This window comes from Micromonospora pattaloongensis (genome assembly GCF_900107255.1).
Lineage (GTDB): Bacteria > Actinomycetota > Actinomycetes > Mycobacteriales > Micromonosporaceae > Micromonospora_I > Micromonospora_I pattaloongensis.
Window position 1 is genome coordinate 439,658 of sequence record NZ_FNPH01000002.1, and the last position, 20,551, is coordinate 460,208.

General features: G+C 74.0%; 21 protein-coding genes. 9 read left to right on the forward strand and 12 right to left on the reverse strand.

What is annotated here, in order from left to right; all coding sequences use genetic code 11:
• Positions 1 to 131 precede the first annotated feature (131 nt).
• On the reverse strand, positions 132 to 851 hold the full coding sequence (locus tag BLW47_RS07840; protein ID WP_091553609.1) for a DUF3710 domain-containing protein: 720 nt from the start codon (positions 849 to 851) through the stop codon (positions 132 to 134).
• Positions 848 to 1,366 (reverse strand): dUTP diphosphatase, encoded by a 519-nt coding sequence (gene dut / locus BLW47_RS07845; protein ID WP_091553611.1) that lies wholly within the window; start codon positions 1,364 to 1,366, stop codon positions 848 to 850. Before dut ends, BLW47_RS07840 begins: the two co-directional genes overlap by 4 nt.
• 80 nt (positions 1,367 to 1,446) lie before the next feature.
• On the opposite strand from dut, the gene BLW47_RS07850 reads away from it, so the two are divergent.
• On the forward strand, positions 1,447 to 1,953 hold the full coding sequence (locus BLW47_RS07850; protein ID WP_245736522.1) for a DUF3093 domain-containing protein: 507 nt from the start codon (positions 1,447 to 1,449) through the stop codon (positions 1,951 to 1,953).
• Between the two features lie 7 nt (positions 1,954 to 1,960).
• On the opposite strand, the gene BLW47_RS07855 is transcribed toward BLW47_RS07850, so the two are convergent.
• Both BLW47_RS07855 and BLW47_RS07860 read right to left on the reverse strand, forming a co-directional pair.
• A complete protein-coding gene (locus BLW47_RS07855; protein ID WP_245736523.1) occupies positions 1,961 to 2,803 on the reverse strand; it encodes a hypothetical protein in 843 nt (280 codons plus the stop codon).
• Between the two features lie 153 nt (positions 2,804 to 2,956).
• Positions 2,957 to 3,253, reverse strand: coding sequence for a DUF4193 domain-containing protein (locus BLW47_RS07860; RefSeq protein WP_091553612.1), 297 nt, complete (start codon positions 3,251 to 3,253; stop codon positions 2,957 to 2,959).
• A gap of 428 nt (positions 3,254 to 3,681) precedes the next feature.
• On the opposite strand from BLW47_RS07860, the gene BLW47_RS07865 reads away from it, so the two are divergent.
• The gene (locus tag BLW47_RS07865; RefSeq protein ID WP_091553613.1) at positions 3,682 to 4,221 is read left to right on the forward strand and encodes a LytR C-terminal domain-containing protein; all 540 of its coding nucleotides are present in this window, start codon (positions 3,682 to 3,684) and stop codon (positions 4,219 to 4,221) included.
• 103 nt (positions 4,222 to 4,324) lie between these two features.
• Here BLW47_RS07865 and BLW47_RS07870 read toward each other — a convergent pair whose 3' ends face one another.
• Positions 4,325 to 5,149: an inositol monophosphatase family protein gene (locus BLW47_RS07870; protein WP_091553615.1), complete on the reverse strand. Its 825-nt coding sequence runs from the start codon at positions 5,147 to 5,149 to the stop codon at positions 4,325 to 4,327.
• A gap of 345 nt (positions 5,150 to 5,494) precedes the next feature.
• On the opposite strand from BLW47_RS07870, the gene BLW47_RS07875 reads away from it, so the two are divergent.
• Positions 5,495 to 7,105: an RNA polymerase sigma factor gene (locus BLW47_RS07875; RefSeq protein WP_091553617.1), complete on the forward strand. Its 1,611-nt coding sequence runs from the start codon at positions 5,495 to 5,497 to the stop codon at positions 7,103 to 7,105.
• A gap of 244 nt (positions 7,106 to 7,349) precedes the next feature.
• A complete protein-coding gene (locus BLW47_RS07880; protein WP_091554615.1) occupies positions 7,350 to 7,580 on the forward strand; it encodes a DUF7455 domain-containing protein in 231 nt (76 codons plus the stop codon).
• Positions 7,581 to 7,676: 96 nt separating this feature from the next.
• Here the strand turns inward: BLW47_RS07880 and BLW47_RS07885 are convergent, their stop codons facing one another.
• The 3 genes from BLW47_RS07885 to BLW47_RS07895 form a co-directional block, all read right to left on the reverse strand.
• Positions 7,677 to 9,401 (reverse strand): DEAD/DEAH box helicase, encoded by a 1,725-nt coding sequence (locus tag BLW47_RS07885; RefSeq protein ID WP_091553620.1) that lies wholly within the window; start codon positions 9,399 to 9,401, stop codon positions 7,677 to 7,679.
• A 201-nt stretch (positions 9,402 to 9,602) separates the two neighbouring features.
• Positions 9,603 to 10,328, reverse strand: coding sequence for a trimeric intracellular cation channel family protein (locus BLW47_RS07890; RefSeq protein ID WP_091553623.1), 726 nt, complete (start codon positions 10,326 to 10,328; stop codon positions 9,603 to 9,605).
• A 47-nt stretch (positions 10,329 to 10,375) separates the two neighbouring features.
• Complete coding sequence (locus tag BLW47_RS07895) at positions 10,376 to 10,594, reverse strand: DUF3039 domain-containing protein (protein ID WP_091553625.1); 219 nt, start codon at positions 10,592 to 10,594, stop codon at positions 10,376 to 10,378.
• A gap of 90 nt (positions 10,595 to 10,684) precedes the next feature.
• Here BLW47_RS07895 and BLW47_RS07900 point away from each other — a divergent pair, with 90 nt between their 5' ends.
• Positions 10,685 to 11,608 (forward strand): pseudouridine-5'-phosphate glycosidase, encoded by a 924-nt coding sequence (locus BLW47_RS07900; protein WP_091554617.1) that lies wholly within the window; start codon positions 10,685 to 10,687, stop codon positions 11,606 to 11,608.
• 10 nt (positions 11,609 to 11,618) lie between these two features.
• Positions 11,619 to 12,563, forward strand: coding sequence for a carbohydrate kinase family protein (locus BLW47_RS07905; RefSeq protein ID WP_091553626.1), 945 nt, complete (start codon positions 11,619 to 11,621; stop codon positions 12,561 to 12,563).
• A gap of 35 nt (positions 12,564 to 12,598) precedes the next feature.
• Here BLW47_RS07905 and BLW47_RS07910 read toward each other — a convergent pair whose 3' ends face one another.
• The 3 genes from BLW47_RS07910 to BLW47_RS07920 all read right to left on the reverse strand — a co-directional run bounded on the left by BLW47_RS07910 (position 12,599) and on the right by BLW47_RS07920 (position 14,536).
• Positions 12,599 to 12,952, reverse strand: coding sequence for a DUF3099 domain-containing protein (locus BLW47_RS07910; RefSeq protein WP_091554619.1), 354 nt, complete (start codon positions 12,950 to 12,952; stop codon positions 12,599 to 12,601).
• Positions 12,953 to 13,026: 74 nt separating this feature from the next.
• A complete protein-coding gene (locus BLW47_RS07915; protein WP_091553628.1) occupies positions 13,027 to 13,617 on the reverse strand; it encodes an HhH-GPD-type base excision DNA repair protein in 591 nt (196 codons plus the stop codon).
• 88 nt (positions 13,618 to 13,705) lie between these two features.
• Positions 13,706 to 14,536, reverse strand: coding sequence for a DUF1684 domain-containing protein (locus tag BLW47_RS07920; protein ID WP_091553629.1), 831 nt, complete (start codon positions 14,534 to 14,536; stop codon positions 13,706 to 13,708).
• Positions 14,537 to 14,752: 216 nt separating this feature from the next.
• Here BLW47_RS07920 and BLW47_RS07925 point away from each other — a divergent pair, with 216 nt between their 5' ends.
• The 3 genes from BLW47_RS07925 (at position 14,753) to sigB (ending at position 17,995) form a co-directional block, all read left to right on the forward strand.
• Complete coding sequence (locus BLW47_RS07925) at positions 14,753 to 16,267, forward strand: DUF7782 domain-containing protein (protein WP_245736525.1); 1,515 nt, start codon at positions 14,753 to 14,755, stop codon at positions 16,265 to 16,267.
• 145 nt (positions 16,268 to 16,412) lie between these two features.
• Positions 16,413 to 16,856 (forward strand): D-aminoacyl-tRNA deacylase, encoded by a 444-nt coding sequence (gene dtd / locus BLW47_RS07930; protein WP_091554622.1) that lies wholly within the window; start codon positions 16,413 to 16,415, stop codon positions 16,854 to 16,856.
• 146 nt (positions 16,857 to 17,002) lie between these two features.
• The gene (gene sigB, locus BLW47_RS07935) at positions 17,003 to 17,995 is read left to right on the forward strand and encodes an RNA polymerase sigma factor SigB (RefSeq protein ID WP_091553633.1); all 993 of its coding nucleotides are present in this window, start codon (positions 17,003 to 17,005) and stop codon (positions 17,993 to 17,995) included.
• On the opposite strand, the gene BLW47_RS07940 is transcribed toward sigB, so the two are convergent.
• A complete protein-coding gene (locus BLW47_RS07940) occupies positions 17,996 to 20,548 on the reverse strand; it encodes a bifunctional acetate--CoA ligase family protein/GNAT family N-acetyltransferase (protein WP_091553634.1) in 2,553 nt (850 codons plus the stop codon).
• Positions 20,549 to 20,551 lie beyond the last annotated feature (3 nt).

Below are 20,551 nucleotides of genomic sequence, written 5' to 3' on the forward strand. Positions count from 1 at the left end.
CACCGGCGTCGCACGCCGGCACGGCTCACGTCGGGCGCGGGCCGCTCCGCCAGAGTACGCCCGCGGCGGCCGCGTCCCCATCCGCCGGCGGCGCGCGGCGCCACCGGCGACGGGCGCGGCCGCAGCGACGGCTAGTCCCGGTGCGGGACGCCGTACGGATCGGCGCCGTTGACGCCCGGCCCGCCCTCGCCGGACGCGGCGACGTTGCCCGCCTCGGCCTGCTGCGCGACCTCGCGCGGCAGCCGCAGCGGCAGCGGCTCCCGCACCGGCTTCGCCTCCTGGCCGCGGTCCACGACCAGCCCGTCCAGCACCTGCGCCAGCGGTCCGGCGCTGGCCGGGTCGCTCGCGGCCGGCCCCTGGTAGACGCCCCGGACCATCCACCGCGGGCCGTCGATCCCGACGAACCGCAGGTCCGTCAGGCCGCCCTCGGCGCGGACCCGGGCGCGCAGCTCCACGCCGTACTCGCCCGAGGTCTCCTGCGCCGCGACACCGTCGTTGAACAGCGACGTGCGGATCTCCTCACGCACCTCGTCCCAGATCCCCTCGGTGCGGGGCGCCGCGAAGACGCCGAGCTGCAGCGCGTTCTCCCCGTGCACCAGCACCACCTGCTGGATGGTGCCGTCCGGATCGGCCTGCACCCGCACCTCGACGTCCGCCACCGCGGGGATCTGCAGGCTGCCCAGATCGAGTCGCTGCACCCCCGCGGGGGCCTCGGAGACGTCGTACGGGCCGCGCTCCGGGGCGTCGGACGCCGCCTCGACGGCCGCGGAGCGCGGATCCGTCTCCGGACCCGTCCCGGCCTGCTCCCTGCGCGCGTGCCGCCCGCCCCCGCGTCCTCGCGAGAAGATCACTGTCCCACCCTTCCGTCGTCGGTCGCGACCGGGGCCACCAGGCCGGCGTGCCCGCCGGTCGAGCCGTGCCCGCCGGCCCCACGGCTGGAATCGGGCAGCTCGTCGACGCGGTGGAAGTGTGCCCGTTCCACCCGCTGCACCACAAGCTGCGCGATGCGGTCGCCGCGGGATATCTTCGCCGAACGCGCCGGGTCGTGGTTGATCAGGTTCACCAGGATCTCGCCGCGGTAGCCGGCGTCGACCGTGCCGGGCGCGTTGAGCACCGTGACGCCGAGCCGGGCGGCGAGACCGGAGCGCGGATGCACCAGCCCCACGAACCCCTCGGGCAGTGCGATCGCGATTCCCGTCCGCACCAGCGACCGGGCTCCCGGCGCCAGCTCGACGTCCTCGGCGGCGACGAGGTCCGCGCCGGCGTCCCCCGGATGGGAGTACGCCGGCAGCGGCAGATCGGGGTCGAGCTGCCGCACGGGTACGGGCACAGGGTGGGTCACGGGTGACGGCTCCTTCGCGGGCATGGGCTGGGCGTCCGGTGCGCCGACAGCGTCCCCCATCCTGCCGTCTGCGGGTTCCGTGGCGCGCCGTACCCTCGGACAACGTGGCACCGCACTCCGACGTCGCGCCGCTGGCGGACACCGACCGCTACACCGAGCGGCTCACGCTGCCCTGGTGGCTGTGGCTCTGCGCGCTCGGGCTCGCCGCCCTGCTCGCCGCCGAGGTGTGGATGGGCGCCCCCGGCGTACGGGCCTGGCTGCCCTTCGCGGTCTTCCTGCCGCTGACCGCCGCCGGGCTGGTCTGGTTCGGCCGGATCAGGGTCGCCGTCACCGACGGCGAACTACGGGTGGACGACGCCCGGCTGCCCGCCCGGTTCGTCGCCGACGTGATCGCGCTGGACGTCGCCGGGCGGCGCGAGGTGCTGGGCGTCGGGGCCGACCCGCTGGCCTTCGTGGTGCAGCGGCCGTGGGTGGCCGGCGCGGTGCAGGTGGTGCTGGACGACCCGGACGACCCGACGCCGTACTGGGTGGTCAGCTCGCGGGATCCGGTCCGGTTGGCGAACGCGATCCTCGCCGCGCGCCCCGCCCCGTCCGGCGGCGACGCCGGCTGACCGCGGCTTAGTTCTCGATGACGCGCGGTGGGGCCGCCGGGTCCACGGTCCCGTGCCGCTTGCGCAGGTCGTCGCGGATGCGGTCGCCGAGGCTGCGGGTCGCCCGCCGGTTGAGGTAACTCGCCACCGCCGCGCCGCTCAGGAACGGGCCGAGCGTCGTCAGATTGCGCCCGAAGCGGCGCAGCAGCATGTCCCGGAGCTCGTTGCGGGCCGCCGTGCCGAGCACCGCGCCGAGCCCCACCCCCGGCACCATCGGGTTGATCCCGCGCTGCCCGGCCCAGGACTGCAGCATCGACACCGCGCGCTGGCCGCCGTTGCCCCGCACCGGCGCGCCGTACACCTCGTGCAACTCGCCGATCAGCTTCAGCTCGATCGCGACCACCACGACGGTCTCGGCCGCGAGCAGCACGGGCGCCGACAGCAGGGTCGGCGTCGCAGCCCACTCGACCGCGGCCACCCCGCCGCCGGCGGCGCCGACCCCGGCGGTGGCCAGCGCGGCGTTGCGCACCAGACGCTCGGCGAGCGCGTCGCCCTCCAGTCCGTCGTAGTGCCGCCGCAGCGTCTCCAGATCCCGCACCGGAACGTGCGGCGCGATCTCGGTCACCACGTCCGCCATCCAGCGGAGCGCCGCCTTCGGCTTGAACAGGTCCCGTACCCCCCGGGCGCGGACCTGACCGATCAGTCTGCCCAGCAGCCGCCGCCGCTGCGCGGGCTCGATGTCGTCGCGCGTCAGCTCGACGACCGTCCGTCCCAGCTCCCCGTCCGCGACGACCAGGTCGGCGCCCGGTTCGTCGTCGGACGGCGGCGGACCCGCGGGCGGGTTCTGCGGCGAATGGTCGAAGCGGGTCATGCTCTGCCCCCGGACACGGATCGGATAGGCCTACCGCGATCGAGTGAATCAGGCCGGCGCGACACCCGCACGCGGAGCGACGACGGCGACCTGCCGAGCGAGGCCGCCGTCGCGGTCGTGGTGGCGGGCGTGCTCAGCGGACCGCCGGCCCGCTCAGGCGCACTCCCGGCAGATCAGCTCGCCGTTACGCTCCGTTGCCAGTTGACTGCGGTGGTGCACCAGGAAGCAGCGCGCGCACCGGAACTCGTCCTGTTGCATGGGCAGGACCTTGACCGTGAGCTCCTCGTCGGCCAGGTCGGCGCCGGGCAGCTCGAAGCTCTCCGCGACCTCCGCCTCGTCGACGTCCACGGCGCCCGACTGAGAGTCGACGCGCCGTGCCTTGAGCTCTTCCAGGCTGTCCTCGCCGAGGTCGACCTCGTCGCGACGCGGGGCGTCGTAGTCGGTGGCCATCGGTTCACTCTCCCGTATCGATATAAGTCGCTTCCGGTTCCAACGCCGGAACACGTGTTTTGGTTCCCTGCGCGCCAACGTGGCGTCCACATCGGGAACGGGCCATGCTGTCCCCGGACACGGCGGACCGCAGGAAACATCCCCGGCGAGCGCGGTACCTTACCCCCCTGTGGGCGAGGCATGTATACCGCCCTCGTGCGTTGCATGTACGCCCGCGCGCGGGGAATTGTTCCCAATGTGACTCAGGCGACACGAAGATAGGGGTAAGAGTCCACCGATCACGGTCGCCGCGCCGGATGGCCCGCACTGTTTCCCCACACCGGACGGATAACCGCTAACCTCAGCGGCATACTCGGTAGCCACAGGGTCGCGACGACACCACCCTTTTGGCCCGGCACCAGCCAACCCACCTGCACGGGAGCCATTCCATGAGCTTTGCGCGAGTGCGAGCACTCGTCGTCGTCGGCGCGCTGGCCCTGTTCGCGCTGGTATTCGTCGTGGTCGCGGTCGTTCGGGACACGCAGAGCGGCCCGACCGCCGCCAAGAGCTGCCCCGACGGGTACGCGCTGGCCAACATCCGGTTGCGGGAGCCGAAGGACGTCCGGATCAACGTTTACAACGCGACGGACACGCCGGGCCTGGCCACGAAGGTCGGGACGGAGTTCAAGAACCGCAAGTTCCAGGTGCAGAAGGAAGGCAACGACCCGCAGAAGAAGGGGGTCGACGGCGTCGCGGTGCTGCGGTACGGCCCGCAGGCGGTCGGCTCGGCGCACCTGCTGCGGGCGTACTTCCTGGACCAGGCGAAGGTGGAGTACGACCCCAAGCGCAAGGACGACGCGGTCGACGTGGTGATCGGCAACGCGTACCAGCAGCTGGCGACGACCACGGAGGTCAACCAGTCGCTGGTCGAGCTCGGCGGCAAGCCGCAGCTGCCGCCGCAGACCTGCGCCGCGGACGAGCAGCTCTGATCGCGTGATCCCATCGGCGCCCGGTCCGGTCGGACCGGGCGCCGATCGCGTGCGGGCCACGGGCCGCCCCGCCGCGCGGCGGGCCCGCCGTCGTCGTCGCGCGCTACGCGCCGCCCGCCGCGTCGAGCCGCAGCAGGTGGGCGTGCAGCGGGCCGAAGAGCGCCGGCGGCGCCGCGATGACGAGCTCCGGCCCCGGCGGCGCCCCGGCCAGCCCGGCCACCCGCAGCCCCGCCTCGGTGGCGACCAGGCCCCCGGCCGCGTGGTCCCAGGCGTTGAGCCCCTTCTCGTAGTACGCGTCCATCGCGCCCTCGGCCACCCGGCACAGGTCGATGGCGGCCGCGCCGAACCGGCGGATGTCCCGCACCTCGGTGATCAGACCCGCGAGCACCGCGGCCTGATGGCGCCGGCGGGCGGGGTCGTAACCGAAGCCCGTGGCGATCAGCGCGTGCGCGAGGTCGGTCTGCGCGGAGCCGCGCAGCCGCTCGCCGTCGCGGTAGGCACCACCGCCCCGCGTCGCCCGCCACTCGTCGCCGGTCGCGGCGTTGCGCACGACCCCCGCCACGACCACCCCGTCGACCTCGGCGGCGAGCGAGACGGCGTACTCGGGCAGGCCGTAGAGGTAGTTGACGGTGCCGTCGATGGGGTCGAGGATCCAGCGCACCGCGCCCGGCGGGCGCGACCGCGGGTCGGCGCTGTCGCCGTACTCCTCACCCAGCACGGTGTCCCCGGGCCGGGCGTCGCGCAGCGCCGCGACGACCTGGCGCTCCACCGCCCGGTCCGCCGCGGTGACCACGTCGGTGCTCGTGCTCTTGGTGTCGACCCCGCGCACGCCCTCGGCGCGCATCCGGCGGGCGGTCTCGGCGGCGTCCCGCGCCACGTCCACCGCGATCCTCAGCAACTCATCCGGACGTGGGGTGATTTCGCGCATGCGTGCGTCACGCCCTTTCCGCGCCCATTTTCGGGCGTTTTCCGCGGGGATGAAGTCGGCGGCCTCCGTCGCCCGGTCAGGCCACCCCTCCCCCACCTGGCAGGGGTAACATCCTTTCAAAGTCCACGTTCGTTCACGCTTGGTGGGGCCCGGTCGTCGCCTCCGGCGCGCGCGCAGGATGATCGCCGCAGACGGCGTTACAATTCACGCCTACCCTTGCGCCACGGATCGCCGCCAACCCGGCCGGTCCGCGACACGGGGGCCCCACTCCACACCGGCACACGTCGCTCCGCGCTGCGGTGGCCGGTCCGGCCGTGCTCGCTCATCGCCTCCGGAAGGTCATTCGTGACAGAACTCCGCCACACCGGCGCCGACGTACGCTCCCTCACCGACGCTCTGATCGCCCACGCGGAGCGCGCCGGCGGCCAGCTCACGTCGGCCGAGGTCGCACGCTCCGTCGAGTCCGCTGAGGTGACCCCGGCCCAGGCCAAGAAGATTCTGCGCGCCCTCGCGGACGCCGGCATCACCGTCGTGGTGGACGGATCGGCGAGCACGCGCCGCCGCGTCGCCGCCGCCCGGTCCGCCACGCCCGCGTCCAAGGCCACCACCGCGAAGACCACCAAGAAGGCCGCGCCACCCGCCCCCAAGCAGACCGCCCCGGGCGGCGACGAGGCCGCCGCGGCGGCGCCGGCCAAGAAGGCGACCGCCCGCAAGGCGACCACCACCTCGACCGACGGCGGCGACGCGCCGGCCAAGGCCCCGGCCAGGACCGTCCGCGCCGCCAAGGCGACGAAGGCCGCCGCGCCGGCCAAGACGGCGAAGGCGAGCAAGGCGAAGGCGGCCGACGGCGAGGGCGCCGAGGGCGAGATCGATCCCGAGGAGCTCGCGGCCGAGATCGAGGACGTGGTGGTCGAGGAGCCGGCGGAGCTGGCCCAGGCGGCCGAGGCCGACGCCTCCAACGACAGCAACGACTTCGAGTGGGACGACGAGGAGTCCGAGGCCCTCAAGCAGGCCCGCCGGGACGCCGAGCTGACCGCCTCCGCCGACTCGGTCCGCGCGTACCTGAAGCAGATCGGCAAGGTGCCGCTGCTCAACGCCGAGCAGGAGGTGGAGCTCGCCAAGCGGATCGAGGCGGGGCTCTACGCGGCCGAGCGGCTGCGCGCGGCCGAGGAGGGCGAGGAGAAGCTCGTCCGGGAGATGCAGCGCGACCTGATGTGGATCTCGCGCGACGGCGAGCGGGCGAAGAACCACCTGCTGGAGGCGAACCTCCGTCTGGTGGTGTCGCTGGCCAAGCGCTACACCGGCCGCGGCATGGCCTTCCTCGACCTCATCCAGGAGGGCAACCTCGGCCTCATCCGCGCCGTCGAGAAGTTCGACTACACCAAGGGCTACAAGTTCTCCACGTACGCCACCTGGTGGATCCGGCAGGCCATCACCCGGGCCATGGCCGACCAGGCCCGCACCATCCGCATCCCGGTGCACATGGTCGAGGTCATCAACAAGCTCGGCCGCATCCAGCGCGAGCTTCTCCAGGACCTGGGCCGGGAGCCCACCCCGGAGGAGCTGGCCAAGGAGATGGACATCACACCGGAGAAGGTGCTGGAGATCCAGCAGTACGCCCGGGAGCCCATCTCGCTCGACCAGACCATCGGTGACGAGGGCGACAGCCAGCTCGGCGACTTCATCGAGGACTCCGAGGCGGTCGTCGCGGTCGACGCCGTGAGCTTCTCGCTGCTGCAGGACCAGCTCCAGCAGGTCCTGCAGACGCTCTCCGAGCGCGAGGCCGGGGTGGTGCGGCTGCGGTTCGGGCTGACCGACGGTCAGCCGCGCACCCTCGACGAGATCGGCCAGGTTTACGGGGTGACCCGGGAGCGGATCCGGCAGATCGAGTCGAAGACGATGTCAAAGTTGCGACACCCGTCCCGCTCGCAGGTTCTCCGCGACTACTTGGACTAGACGATTTCGTCAACCGAACGTGTCGCTTTGATCACCAGATGTGGATCAACGCGAACTGATCCGGCGGATGTGCTGTTGTGATCGTTGACGTGGCACCCTTGGTGCACGGCACACTGTCCCTACCACGTGTGACCTCGGTCCCCCGGGGGCACATTGGGAAGGACGCGCCCATCACCGGTGTTGGACGATGGGTGAGCAACGACCGACGAGTGTGTTCATCGGTGACGACAAGAGGAGGAAGGCGATGACCCCGACCCTCACGCCGCCGGAGACGGTGGCTTCCCTGGGCGCCGATGAACGGTGCGACCGGTGCAACGCGGCCGGCAAGCTGCGGGTGACGCTGGCGGGCGGCAGTGAGCTGGTGTTCTGCGGACACCACGCGAACAAGTACGCCGACGATCTCGTGAAGATCGCGGTCCAGTTCAAGGCCGACCCCGAGTTCACCTGGCGTGGCGCCGATCTGATGGCGAACTGAGGTTCCATCACATAAACCGGCCGGCGGCGTTCCCCTCACGGGGGACGCCGCCGGCCGGTTTATATGCCGTGCGCCGCTGCCGCTGCCGCCGCCCCGTCAGAGGGTCTGGACGGTCGCGATCCGCTCTTCCAGCTGCTCGATCGTCGCCTGGGCGCTCGGCGGTCCGCCGCAAAGCCGCCGCAGCTCGGCGTGGATCTTCCCGTGCGGGAGCCCGGTGCGGTGATGGTGGGCAGCGACCAGCGCGTTGAGCTGACGGCGCAGCACGATCCGCCGCTCCGCCGCGGTACGCGGCCCGGCCGACTGCGTGGGCGCCGAGGGCGGCGCCTGCTCGCTCCGCCGCCGACGCTGCGCCGCCAGCTGCTCGGCCTGGCGCTTGTTCAGCAGCACGGCCACCTGGTCCGCGGTGAGCAGCCCCGGCAGCCCGAGGTACTCCTCCTCCTCCGGCGTGCCGGCCTGGGCGGCCGTGCCGAACGTGGTGCCGTCGAAAATCACCTGGTCGAGTTCCGCGGTGGCGGAGAGCGCCTCGAACCGCTTCTCCAGCTCGCCGCTCGCGTTCTCGTTGCGCTGCGCCCGCTCCAGCAGGTCGTCGTCGAAGCCCTCCCGCTGCTTCGGCGCGCCGAGCACGTGATCCCGCTCGGCCTCCATCTCGCTGGCCAGGCCGAGCAGGTGCGGCACGCTCGGCAGGAAGACCGACGCGGTCTCGCCGGGCCGGCGGGCCCGGACGAAACGCCCGATGGCCTGCGCGAAGAAGAGCGGCGTGGAGGCGCTCGTCGCGTACACCCCGACCGCCAGCCGGGGGATGTCGACGCCCTCGGAGACCATCCGGACCGCGACCAGCCACCGCTGATTGGAGGCGGCGAACTCGGCGATCCGCGCCGAGGCGCCCACGTCGTCGGAGAGCACGACGACGGCCTTCTCCCCGGTGATCCGCTCCAGCAGCCGGGCGTACGCCCGGGCGGACTGCTGGTCGGTCGCGATGACCAGCCCGCCGGCGTCCGCCATCCCGCCGTTGCGCACCACCTGCAGCCGGGCGTCGGCCGCGCGCAGCACCTGGGGCATCCAGTCACCGGCCGGGTCCAGCGCGGTCCGCCACGCCTGGGCGACCACGTCCTGGGTCATCGGCTCGCCGAGCCGGGCCGCGAGCTCGTCGCCGGCGCTGGTGCGCCAGCGGGTCTCGCCGGAGTACGCAAGGAAGATCACGGGGCGGACGACGCCGTCGCGGAGCGCGTCGGAGTATCCGTAGACGGAGTCGGCGCGCGATCGCAGCAGCCCGTCGCCGCCCCGCTCGTACGTCACGAACGGGATCGGGTTGTCGTCCGAGCGGAACGGCGTACCGGTGAGCATCAGCCGACGGACGGCCGGCTCGAACGCCGACTTCACCCCGTCACCCCAGGAGCGCGAGTCGCCGGCGTGGTGCACCTCGTCGAGGATCACCATGGTGCGGCGGGTCAGCGTGCGCCGGCGGTGCACCTGGGGCGCGATCCCGACCTGCGCGTACGTGACGACGGCGCCGTGGAAGTCCGCGGAGGAGTGCACGTCGGCGTTGCGGAAGCCGGCGTCGAGCTGGATGCCGATCCGCGCGGCGGCCTGTGCCCACTGGGTCTTCAGGTGCTCGGTCGGCGCCACCACGGTGACCGCCTCGACGGTGCCGTCGGCGAGCAGCTCGGCGGCGATGCGCAGCGCGAACGTGGTCTTACCGGCGCCGGGGGTCGCGACCGCCATGAAGTCCTCGGAGCGTCGCCGCAGGTAACCCACGAGCGCCTTGCGCTGCCAGGCACGCAGTGCCGGAAAGGTGTCGATAGCCGGCAGTTGGGCACCCAAGAGACGCTCCCTCCGACCACCACGGGGGCGGACACTCTGCGCAACGACCAGCGCGACCACGGTCGCGGCTCACGAAAACGCCCTCGCGACGGTGGAGCGCGAAGGCCGTCCCAGCATAGCCGCGCCGACGTTTCCGGGCCCGGCAGCGACACCGCGCGAGCGCCTGGTCACACCCGGACGCGGTCGGTGGAACGGCGGGCCTCAGCCGCCGGCCGGGCCGGGTGACGACGGGCGACCGCGGCCGGCGCCGCCGTCGCCGGACGCCGTCGGGGTCTCGGCGGCGCCTTCCTCGCGGAGCCGCCGCCTAAAGCCCCGCTCCATCGCCACCGGCGCCGACCACCTGCGGCGCAGCGCCACCACCCGCAGGCCGAAGACGAGCAGCGCCGCGGCGGCCAGTGGGGCCGGCCCGGCGTACCCGGTGAAGTGCAGCGCGACCACCGTGACCGAGCCGACGAGCGCGGCCACCGCGTAGATCTCCCGGCGCAGCACGACCGGGATCTCACCGGTGAGCAGGTCGCGACCGAGCCCGCCGCCGATCGCGGTCAGCATGCCGATCACGCAGGTGCCCATCGCGGGCACCCCGGCGCCGAGCGCCTTGAGCGTGCCGGTGACGGTGAACAGGCCCAGGCCGGCCGCGTCGAGGACCAGAACGGTACGACGCAGCCGGGCGAGCTGGGGATGCAGCCAGAAGACGGCGATCGAGGCGAGCGCGGCGGCCGTCGCGTACCGCCAGTCGGCGAACGCGAGCGGCGGCACCTCCCCGATGACGAGATCGCGCAGGATCCCGCCGCCGAGCGCCGCGACGAAGCCGACGAAGACCACGCCGAACAGGTCGAGCCGCTTGACCACCGCGGCGGAGGCGCCGGAGGCCGCGAAGACGGCGACCCCGGCCAGGTCGGCGGCCAGCAGGGCGGTGGAGGTGCTCACCGCCGCAGGCTACGCGCGCGGGGGCCGGGGTCGGCGCAGGGGCCGGGTCAGCCCTTCATCGATTCGTAGATCTCCTTGCACGCCGGGCAGACCGGCGAGCCGGGCTTCGGCGACTTGGTGACCGGGAACGTCTCGCCGCAGAGGGCGATCACGAACGTCCCCATGACCGCGCTCTCGGCGATCTTCTCTTTCCGGACGTAATGGAACATCTCCGGACCGGTATCGGCGTCCTTGAGCTCCGGACGCTCCAGAACCTCTGTGCTCACGTGGTAACACCTCCAGCCCACCAGTGTTGCAGCTGACGGGGTGCCGGTCCAACGCACGGCCGTGCCGACCCGACCCGTACCGTGGTGATCGTGAACGAGTCCCCGCGCTTCGACATCCAGTACGGCGCCGAGGTCGCCGCCGCCCGCCGTGACGGGCGCCCGATCGTCGCCCTGGAGAGCACCATCGTCTCCCACGGGCTGCCGCGCCCGGACAACCTGCGCGTGGCCCGGGAGATCGAGTCAGCGGTCCGCGGCGCCGGCGCGGTGCCCGCCACCATCGGCATGGTCGGCGGCCGGCTCGTGGTCGGCCTCGACGACGCCCAGCTCAGCCATCTCGCCACCGCCGACGGCGTGGCGAAGCTCTCCGTCCGCGACCTGCCGGTGGCGGCCGCGCTCGGCGCCGACGGCGCCACCACGGTCGCCGCAACCAGCGCGGTCGCCGCGGCCGCCGGGATCGGGGTCTTCGCGACCGGCGGGCTGGGCGGGGTGCACCGCGAGGCGTCGCAGACCTTCGACGAGTCCGCGGACCTGACCACCCTGGCCCGTACGCCGATCGCGGTGGTCTGCGCCGGCGTCAAGTCGATCCTGGACGTGGGCGCGACGCTGGAGCGGCTGGAGACCCTCGGGGTGACCGTGGTCGGCTACCGCACCCGCCGCTTCCCCGGGTTCTTCATCACCGACAGCGGCTTCGACCTCGACTGGTCGGTGGAGTCGCCGGAGCAGATCGCCGCGGCGCTGCGCGCCCGGCGTGAGCAGGGCGTGCAGGGCGGCGGCCTGATCGTGGCGAACCCGCTGCCGGTCGACGAGCAGCTCGATCCGGCGCTGCACGACCGGACGCTCGCCGACGGCCTGGCGATGCTGGCGCGCGACGGGGTGACCGGCAAGGCGGTGACCCCGTTCCTGCTGGCGCACTTCCACTCGGCGACCGAGGGGCGCAGCCTCGCGGTGAACGTACGGATCATCCTGCGCAACGCGGAGCTGGCGGGCCGGATCGCCGTCGCCGCCGCGGCCTGACCCGCCGGCGATGCCCGAACCCGAGGGGCCGCCCCGACGACGGATCGTGGTCGTCGGCGACGTGGTCACCGACGTCCTCGCCGTGCTCGCCGCACCGCTGGCGACCGGCTCCGACACCCGCGCGGACGTCCGGCAGACCGGCGGCGGCCAGGCCGCGAACACGGCGGCCTGGCTCGGCTGGGAGGGCGGCGACGTGACGCTCGTCGCCGCGATCGGCGCCGACGAGGCCGGGCAGGCCCGGGTCGACGAGCTCGCCGCGGCGGGCGTGCGCTGCGCCGTACGGCGCTGCCCGGACGCGCCGACCGGCACCGTGATCGTTCTGGTCCACGACGGCGAGCGGTCGATGATCACCGACCGGGGCGCGAACCTGAAGCTGGAGCCGGCGGACGTGGACGCGGCGCTCGCCGCCGCCCCGGACGCCACCCACCTGCACCTGTCCGGCTACACGCTGCTGGACCGCGCCTCGCGGGCCGCCGGCCGGCACGCGCTGGCGGCCGCCCGCCGCCACGGGCTCACCACCAGCGTCGACGCGGCCTCCGCGGAGCCGCTGCGGCAGGTCGGCGCGGCGGCCTTCCTGCAATGGGTACGCGGCGTCGACCTGCTGCTCGCCAACGCCGACGAGGCGGCGGCGCTGACCGGCACGGCGCTGCTGCCCGACCGGCCCAGCTCGGCGGTGGCGCGCGCGCGTGCGCTGCGCGGGATCGCCCGGCACGTGGTGCTCAAACGCGCCGGCGAGGGCGCGGTCTGGGCGGAGCCGACCGGGGTGGTGACCGAGCAGCCCGCGCAGCGGGTGCCGGTGGTGGACGCTACCGGCGCCGGGGACGCGTTCGCGGCCGGCCTGCTGGCCGCCTGGGTGACCGGCGCCGAGCCCGCGGAGGCACTACGCCGCGCCGGCGAACTCGGCGCGATAGCCGTCTCCACCGTCGGCGCCCGCCCACCCCTGCCCCGCACATGATCGCTCCACCCGCCACAACGCGACGATCCTGCGGATCATGGCTCGAGGTCGATGACGCGGTTCGGTGCGGGGCCGGCGGGCGGGGCCGGCAGGGCGGCCGGGCCCGCGGGGTGGTGACGCATTCGGGACATCCGGTGCTTCTCCTTGGGCGGGCCGTCGTTGGCGAGCAGCACGGCCAGCCACGGGATGAGGATCATCCCGACGCCGCAGATCGGGAGCCAGAGCCAGAGCAGCGGCGCCCGCGCGGAGACGAGCACAGCGCCGACGATCAGGCACACCGCCCGGATCGACATCATCACGATGTACCGCACCTGACGGCTGCGCAGCTGATCGTCCTGGCTGCGGGCGGCGTCGGTGATCAGGATCGGTGGCGATTCCTGTCGCTTCACCCGGGCCTCCCTCGACTGCCGTCCATCCTCCCACTCCACGGCCGGGTCACCCACCCCGGCGAGGGGGCGCGGGGCTAGAGGTTGCTCTCCGACGCCTTCGCGGCCGCCTTCATCTGCTGCTTGTAGCTGCGCACCTTCACCAGCGAGTCCTCGTCGGTGACGTCCGCGACCGACCGGTACGCGCCCGGTTCGCCGTACGCGCCCGCCGCCTCCCGCCAGCCCGGCGGCGTCACCCCGAACCGCTTGCCGAGCAGCGCCGCGAAGATCTGCGCCTTCTGCTTGCCGAACCCGGGCAGCTCACCGATCCGCTCGAGCAGCTCCCTGCCGTCCTTCGCCTCCGACCACAGCCGCGTGACGTCCCCGTCGTAGCGCTCGACCAGCCTCAGGCAGACGTCCTGGACCCGCGCCGCCATCGCCTTCGGGAAGCGGTGCAGCGCCGGCCGGGCGCTGAAGAGCTCGACCAGCGCCTCTGGGTCGTACGTCGCCAACTCCGCCGCGGTCGGCTCGTGACCGAGCCGCCGCACCAGCTCATACGGCGACGAGAACGCCTTCTCCATCGAGACCTGCTGGTCGAGCACCATGCCGACCAGCAGCGCCAGCGGGTTCTCCTGGAGCAGCTTGTTCGCCTGCGGATCGATGGGCAGAGAGAGCGTCATGTGCTCCATCCTGCCCTCCGCCAGCCGCGAAGCCGCGCCACCCCGGCCGTGCCGGTCAGATCCAGCGGTACGTCGGGCGGTCATGGGCCGGCGACGGTCACTCCGCGCGGTGCCGGCCGCCGTCCGGTGCGACCCGCAGCGGCGACCGCTCGCCCGCCTCGACGGCGAACGGCAGTGTGTTCTCGGGTGGCGGGAGGGCGCAGGTGGCGAAGTCGGTGAACGCGCACGGCGGATTCACCGCCCGGTTGAAGTCGAGGATCAACAGGCCGTCCGGACCGGGCTCGGGAACCGTCAGCGAACGCGCCGCGGGGCAGGTCGTGACGCCGCTCGTGGCGTCCCGGAACGGCAGCCACAACCCGCCGTCGGCGCGCCCGAACGCGGTCAGCGCGTAGTCCTCGCCGTCGAGATGGAACCGCACCACCCCGCGGGCGCACTGCCGGTGCGTCAGCCCGTCCACCACCGAGCCCAGCGTCACGTCGCGGGGCTCGTCGTACGCGTGGAACCACCCCTCGACAATCCACTCCGGACGCGGGGCGTACGCCGGCACCCCGGCGAACCGGGTGCGCGTCGCCGCCCGCGGGTCCCGGACCCGGATCGCGTACCGCCGGCCGCGCTGCATGATCTCGATCCGCTTGTCGGCGACGGTGGCGATCGCGGGCGGCGCGGCGTCGGCGACCTCGACCAGGACCGTGCCCTGCACGTGCCGGCCGTGCAGGACCAGGCCGTCCTCCGGCGTCACCCGCGCCATGACCCCGGCGGGGCGCCCGTCCCACCGGCCCGGCACGCCCCGGTACCCGGTCGGCTCCCCGGTGAGCCAGTGCAGCGCGCTCAGGCTCAGCCAGCCGTACGGTTCGCGCAACTCGTCCACGCGCCGCACCCGCCAGGCCACCCAGTCGTTGACCAGCGCCTCGCGCTCGACCATCGTCATCGCGGTGTTCCCTTCGCTGCTCGGTCGGTCGCCCGGCTCGCCCGCCTTGTCCGCATTCGTACGATGACACTCCCGCACCCCACTCGCGGGTGATCGTGGCGATACCGTCCGCGGCCGAACCACCGAACCGGGCACATTCCGGCCGGGTCGGGCAGACTCCGGGCGGATTCAGGGGTTGGGCCCGGCGCGCGGAGCGCAGCCGGCAGGATGGCACTCGTGCCTGAACCTGACATCCATGCTCCGTTCCCCGGCCTGCTCTCCCCCACCGGCATCGACCAGCTCCGCGAGGCGCTGCTCAGTGCGGGATACACGGCCGCCGGCATCGCCGCGCGCCTCGGACCGGAGGCCACCGCGGGCGTCGCCCGCAACGACTTTCGGATGGCGCTGCGGATGACCGAGGACCGCGACCGGCTCGGCACCCTGATCCGACTCTTCGTCTGCGGCCAGACGGAGCCGGAGGAGACGGTCGCCGCCGCGCTGGCCCCGCTGCCGCTCGCCGAGGCGCGCGCCGCCGGACTGGTCGAACGGGCGCCCGCGGACCCGGACGGCGTCACCGGGCTGCGGCAGGGCGTGGACCTGGAGCCGTACGGCGAGAGCTGGTGGGTGCTCTCCGACGTGCCCGCCGCCGCCCGGCCCGGCCGACCGCTCCCCGCCGACCACGTGCTCGGTGTCGGCGGCGCCTCGACCACGCTCGCCGGCGCCACGATCCGCCGGCCGGTCGGCGCGGCGCTCGACCTCGGCACCGGCTGCGGCGTGCAGTCGCTGCACCTCGCCACCCACGCCGGCACTGTCACGGCCACCGATCTGTCGGTCCGGGCGCTGCGCTTCGCGGCCACCACCGCCGCCCTCAACGGCCAGCAGTGGGAGCTGCTCCAGGGCGATCTCGTCGCCCCGGTCGCGGGCCGCCGCTTCGACCTGGTGGTCAGCAACCCGCCGTTCGTGGTCGGTCCGGGCACCGCGACGCACACCTACCGCGACTCCGGCCGCGTCGGCGACGGCGTCTGTGCGGAGCTCGCCGCCGCGGCCCCCGGCCTGCTCACCGACGGCGGGGTGATGCAGTACCTGGCGAACTGGGTGCACGTCGCCGGCGAGGACTGGGGCGAACGGGTCGCGGGCTGGTTCGCCGGCACCGGGCTGGACGCCTGGGTGATCCAGCGCGAGGTCGCCGACCCGGTCGGGTACGTGAATCTCTGGCTGGCCGACGCCAGCGAGGCCGCGGATCCGCAGCGGGCCGCCGCCTGGCTGGACTGGTTCGACGCGCACAAGGTCGAGGCGGTCGGGTTCGGGTTGATCACGCTGCGCAACTCCGGCCACGCCGACCCGGTGGTACGGGTGGAGGACCTGCGCCAGGCGGTGGAACCGCCGCTGGGCGAGCACGTGGCCGCCTGGTTCGATCGGCAGGACTGGCTGCGGTCGCGTGACGCCGGGGCGCTGCTGGCGGCCCGCTACCGCGCGGCGGACGGGTTGCAGCTGCGCCAGGAGGCGACAATGGGGCCCGAGGGCTGGGCGGTGGACCGCCAGGTCCTCGCGCTGCCGCACGGGCTGCGCTGGACCGAGGAGGTCGATCCGCTGGTACTGGCGCTCGTCGGCGGCTGCGACGGCCGGGTGCCGCTGCGGGACCAGATCGCGCTGCTCGCCGTCGCCCACGACGTGCCCGAGGCCGAGCTCGCGGAGGCCGCCGTCCCGATCATCACCCACCTGGTCGAACGCAGCGTCATCCTCCCCGCCTGACCCCGCCCCCTCCCTCCCCCGCCTCTCCCCGTTGATCAAGGAGTCGGCGGCAGTTCACGGGGCTGTTCCTGCCGTCGCCCCCTTGATCAACGAAAGAGGGGGGTGGGGCCGCCGGGTGGCGGGGCCCGCGTGCGAGGGTGGGCGGGTGCGAGCGGTGGTGCAGACGGTCAGCCGGGCGAGCGTGACGGTGGACGGCGAGGTGGTCGGCGCGATCGGCGCCGGGCTGTTGGTACTGCTCGGCGTGACGCACTCGGACACCGCGCAGACCGCCGAGACCATGGCCCGGAAGGTGCATGAGCTGCGCATCTTCGGCCCCGCGCCGGATACGCCCGGTCCGGAGCGCTCCGCGGCGGAGATCGGCGCGCCGCTGCTGGTCGTCAGCCAGTTCACGCTGTACGGCGACGCCCGCAAGGGCCGTCGGCCGAGCTGGTCCGCCGCCGCGCCGGCCGAGGTGGCAGAGCCCTTGGTGGAGGCCTTCGTCGCCGCGCTGCGCGGGCGGGGCGCGGCCGTGCAGACCGGCCGCTTCCGCGCCCACATGCTCGTCGAGAGCGTCAACGTCGGCCCCCAAACCCTCCTACTCGACCTCTAGCCCCCCGCTCCGCCCGCTCCACGTCGAAATTTTCCTCACTCCCGCTTCACGCCCCGACCGCCAAGCTGGTGGTCACCGGCGCGATTCGGCCGCCGGCGTACGTGCCACTTGTCGACGCGGGGAGGCGACTCACAGTGGTTCCGCAGATGACGAAGAACGAGCTCGATCCGGCCACGGCGGCGGAGCGCGAGGCCACGGTGGACCTCGACGCCACCGACGAGCGGGGCGTCTCCGCCGACCTCGTCCGGGCGTACCTGAACGGCATCGGGCGCACGAAGCTGCTCACCGCCGTGCAGGAGGTGGAGCTCGCCAAGCGGATCGAGGCCGGCCTCCTCGCGGAGGAGAAGCTCGGCGACGACAGCCCACTGACGCCGGAGCTCCGGGGCGACCTCGCGATCGTGGCAGCCGAGGGACGGGCCGCGAAGGACCACCTGCTGGAGGCGAACCTCCGTCTGGTGGTGTCGCTGGCCAAGCGCTACACCGGCCGCGGCATGCCCTTCCTCGACCTCATCCAGGAGGGCAACCTCGGCCTCATCCGCGCCGTCGAGAAGTTCGACTACACCAAGGGCTACAAGTTCTCGACCTACGCCACCTGGTGGATCCGGCAGGCCATCACCCGCGCCATGGCCGACCAGGCCCGCACCATCCGCATCCCGGTGCACGTGGTCGAGCAGGTCAACCGCATGGTGCGGGCCCGCCGGGATCTCGCGGCCACCCTGGGCCGGGAGCCCACCGTCGGCGAGGTCGCGACCGCGATGGGGGTGCCGGAGTTCCAGGTGATCGAGCTGATCTCGTTCGACCGGGAGCCGGTCAGCCTGGACCAGGCGGTCGGCGAGGACGGGGAGAGCGCGCTCGGCGACTTCGTGGCGGCGGTCGACCCGCGCCAGGAGCCGGCGGACGCCGCGGCGCAGGGTCAGCTCCGCACCGAGGTGGAGATCGTGCTCGCCACGCTGTCGCAGCGCGAGCAGGAGGTGATCCGGCTGCGCTTCGGCCTCGACGACGGCCGCCAGCGCACCCTCGACGAGGTCGGCCGCGAGTTCGGCCTGTCCCGGGAGCGGATCCGCCAGATCGAGAAGGTGACGCTGGGCAAGCTGCGCGACCCCGAGCGCGCCCAGCGCCTGGAGGCGTACGCCTGCTGATCAGAGGCGGCGGGGGCCGGTGTCGGGACGGGGGGCGTTGGCGTCGAGGTGGACGGTGGCGTGCAGCACCGACAGGCCGGTCGACCGGACCAGCACGGGGTTGAGCCGCAGCGCCCGCACCTGGGGGTGCTCGTCGACGAGCCGGCCCACCCGGACCAGCAGGTCGGCGAGGGCGGCGCGGTCGACCGCGCCGGCGCCCCGGTAGCCCCGCAGCAGCGGCGCCGCCCGCGGCTCGTCGATCAGGGCGGCCGCGTCGCTGTCGGTCAGCGGCGCCGCGCGCCACGCCCGGTCCCCGAGCAGGTCCATCGCGACCCCGCCCAGTCCGAAGCCGACCACCGGCCCGAACGTCGGGTCCTCCACCATCTCCACCACGCAGGCGACGCCGGGCTCGACCATCGGCTGCAGCAGCATGTCCGGACCGAACGCCGCCGCCATCTCGCCGTACGCGCGCTCGACGGCGGCGTCGGAGTCCAGGTCGAGCCGGACCGCCCCCAGGTCGAGCCGGTGCCGCAGCCCCTCCACCGCCGCCTTCAACGCGACCGGGTAGCCGAGCCGCCGGGCCGCGGCGACGGCGGTCGCGGCCGAGTCGGCCGGCTCGGCGGGGACGACCTCGATGCCGTACGCCCCGAGCAGCTCCCCGCCGGGCGCGAGCCGGGCGGCTTCCGGGTCGACGCCGGGCAGCTCCGGCAGCACCCCCGGCGGCCGGCGGAGCCAGTCGGCGTACGCGGCGACCCGGGCGAGCGCCCGCACCGCCTCCTCCACCGACGGGTACGACGGCACTCCGGTCGGCAGCCGGCCGGCGAGGAACGTGGCGACGGTGGGCTTGTCCCCGGCGAGCGCCACGCTGCCGATCGCGGAGGCGAAGTCCGCGTCCTCGTCGACGTGCTGGCCGGGCAGCGGCGGCGCGAAGACCACCACCAGCGCGTCGACCGCGTCGTCGACGGCGGCCTCGGCCAGCGCGTCCGCGAAGTCGTTCGCGCCGGCCTGGGGGCCGACGTCGCGGGGGTAGCCGGGCGCGACGGTGAGCCCCTGCGCGGCGCAGGCGGTGGTGGCGAGCCGGACCAGCGCCGAGGAGTTGCCGACCACCCCGATACGGTCGCCGGCCGGCAGCGGCTGGTTGGCCAGCAACGCCCCGACGTCGAAGAGCTCGGCGACGGTGTCGACCCGGATCACGCCGGACCGGGCGAACAGCGCGGTGATCGCCGCGGCGTCCGGGCCGGCCACGCCCGCCTCGGGCGGCGGCGGGGCGGCCGGGGCGCGCACCGGCGAGGCGAGTGCCACGATCGGCTTGGTGCGCCCGATCCGCCGGGCCAACCGGGCGAACTTACGCGGGTTCCCGAAGGTCTCCAGGTAGAGCAGAATCACGTCGGTGCCGGGATCGGTCTGCCAGTACTGCAGCAGGTCGTTGCCGGAGACGTCGGCGCGGTTGCCGGCCGAGACGAAGCTGGACAGGCCGAGGCCACGCCGGTCGGCCTCGGCGAGCAGCGCCACCCCGAGCGCCCCGGACTGGCTGAAGAACCCGACCCGGCCGGCGCCGGGCAGCCGCGGCGCGAGCGTGGCGTTGAGGCGGATCCGGTCGTCGGTGTTGGCGATGCCGAGACAGTTCGGTCCCACCACGCGCATCCCGGCGTCGCGGGCGGCCCGCAGCAGCGCCTCCTGAGCGGCCGCGCCGTGCCCGCCGGTCTCGGCGAAGCCCGCCGAGACCACCACCACGCCGTGCGCGCCGGCCGCGGCCGCGTCGGCGACGACCTCCGGTACCGCCTCCGGCGGCACCGCGACGATCGCGAGATCGACCGGGCCGTCGGCATCGGCGGCGCCGCGGTACGCCGGTAGGCCGGCGATCTGCCGCGCGCTCGGGTGCACCGGGACGACCTGACCGGTGAAACCGCCGTCGCGCAGATGCCCGAGCAGCGCCGCGCCGACGCCCTGGCCGGTGGCGCTGGCGCCGTAGACGGCGACGCCGCGGGGCGCGAGCAGCCGGGCGATCGAGGCGGCCTCGGTGCGGTGCTCCCGCCGCCACTGCACCTCCCGGGACGCCTCGGTCGGCGCGATCGGGAAGCTGAGGTGTACCACGCCGTCGGCGTACTGGCGGCGGATCTGGTAGCCGGCGTCGGCGAAGACCCGCAGCATCGGCGCGTTGGCCGGCAGCACCTCGGCGACGAACCGGGAGATCCCCTCGTCGCGGGCGGCGGCGGCCAGGTGCTCCAGCAGCACGGAGCCGATGCCCCGCCCCTGGTGGGCGTCCTCCACCACGAACGCCACCTCGGCGTCGGTGGCGCGCGGGCCGAGCCGGTCGTACCGGCCGACCGCGCAGATCCGGTCGCCGGCCAGCACCACGAACGCCTCCCGGTCGTGATGGTCGACGGTGACGAAGTGCCGCAGGTCCCGCTCCGGGATGCGCGGGTACGGCGAGAAGTAGCGCAGGTACCGGGTGCGCTCCGAGAAGCGGGCGTGCATCGCCACGATCCCCGTCGCGTCGTCGGGGCGGATCTGTCGCAGATGGACGGTGGTCCCGTCACTGAGCAGGACGTCGGCGGAGCGGTCCTTCGTCACCGG

Coding starts and splice junctions, on each gene's coding strand:
- BLW47_RS07870 (WP_091553615.1), bottom strand. CDS start 5,149: ATGCGCGAAATCACCCCACGTCCGGATGAGTTGCTGAGGATCGCGGTG.
- BLW47_RS07860 (WP_091553612.1), bottom strand. CDS start 3,253: ATGGCCACCGACTACGACGCCCCGCGTCGCGACGAGGTCGACCTCGGC.
- BLW47_RS07880 (WP_091554615.1), top strand. CDS start 7,350: ATGACCCCGACCCTCACGCCGCCGGAGACGGTGGCTTCCCTGGGCGCC.
- dut (WP_091553611.1), bottom strand. CDS start 1,366: ATGCCCGCGAAGGAGCCGTCACCCGTGACCCACCCTGTGCCCGTACCC.
- sigB (WP_091553633.1), top strand. CDS start 17,003: ATGACGAAGAACGAGCTCGATCCGGCCACGGCGGCGGAGCGCGAGGCC.
- BLW47_RS07855 (WP_245736523.1), bottom strand. CDS start 2,803: ATGACCCGCTTCGACCATTCGCCGCAGAACCCGCCCGCGGGTCCGCCG.
- BLW47_RS07905 (WP_091553626.1), top strand. CDS start 11,619: ATGCCCGAACCCGAGGGGCCGCCCCGACGACGGATCGTGGTCGTCGGC.
- BLW47_RS07865 (WP_091553613.1), top strand. CDS start 3,682: ATGAGCTTTGCGCGAGTGCGAGCACTCGTCGTCGTCGGCGCGCTGGCC.
- BLW47_RS07920 (WP_091553629.1), bottom strand. CDS start 14,536: ATGACGATGGTCGAGCGCGAGGCGCTGGTCAACGACTGGGTGGCCTGG.
- BLW47_RS07915 (WP_091553628.1), bottom strand. CDS start 13,617: ATGGAGCACATGACGCTCTCTCTGCCCATCGATCCGCAGGCGAACAAG.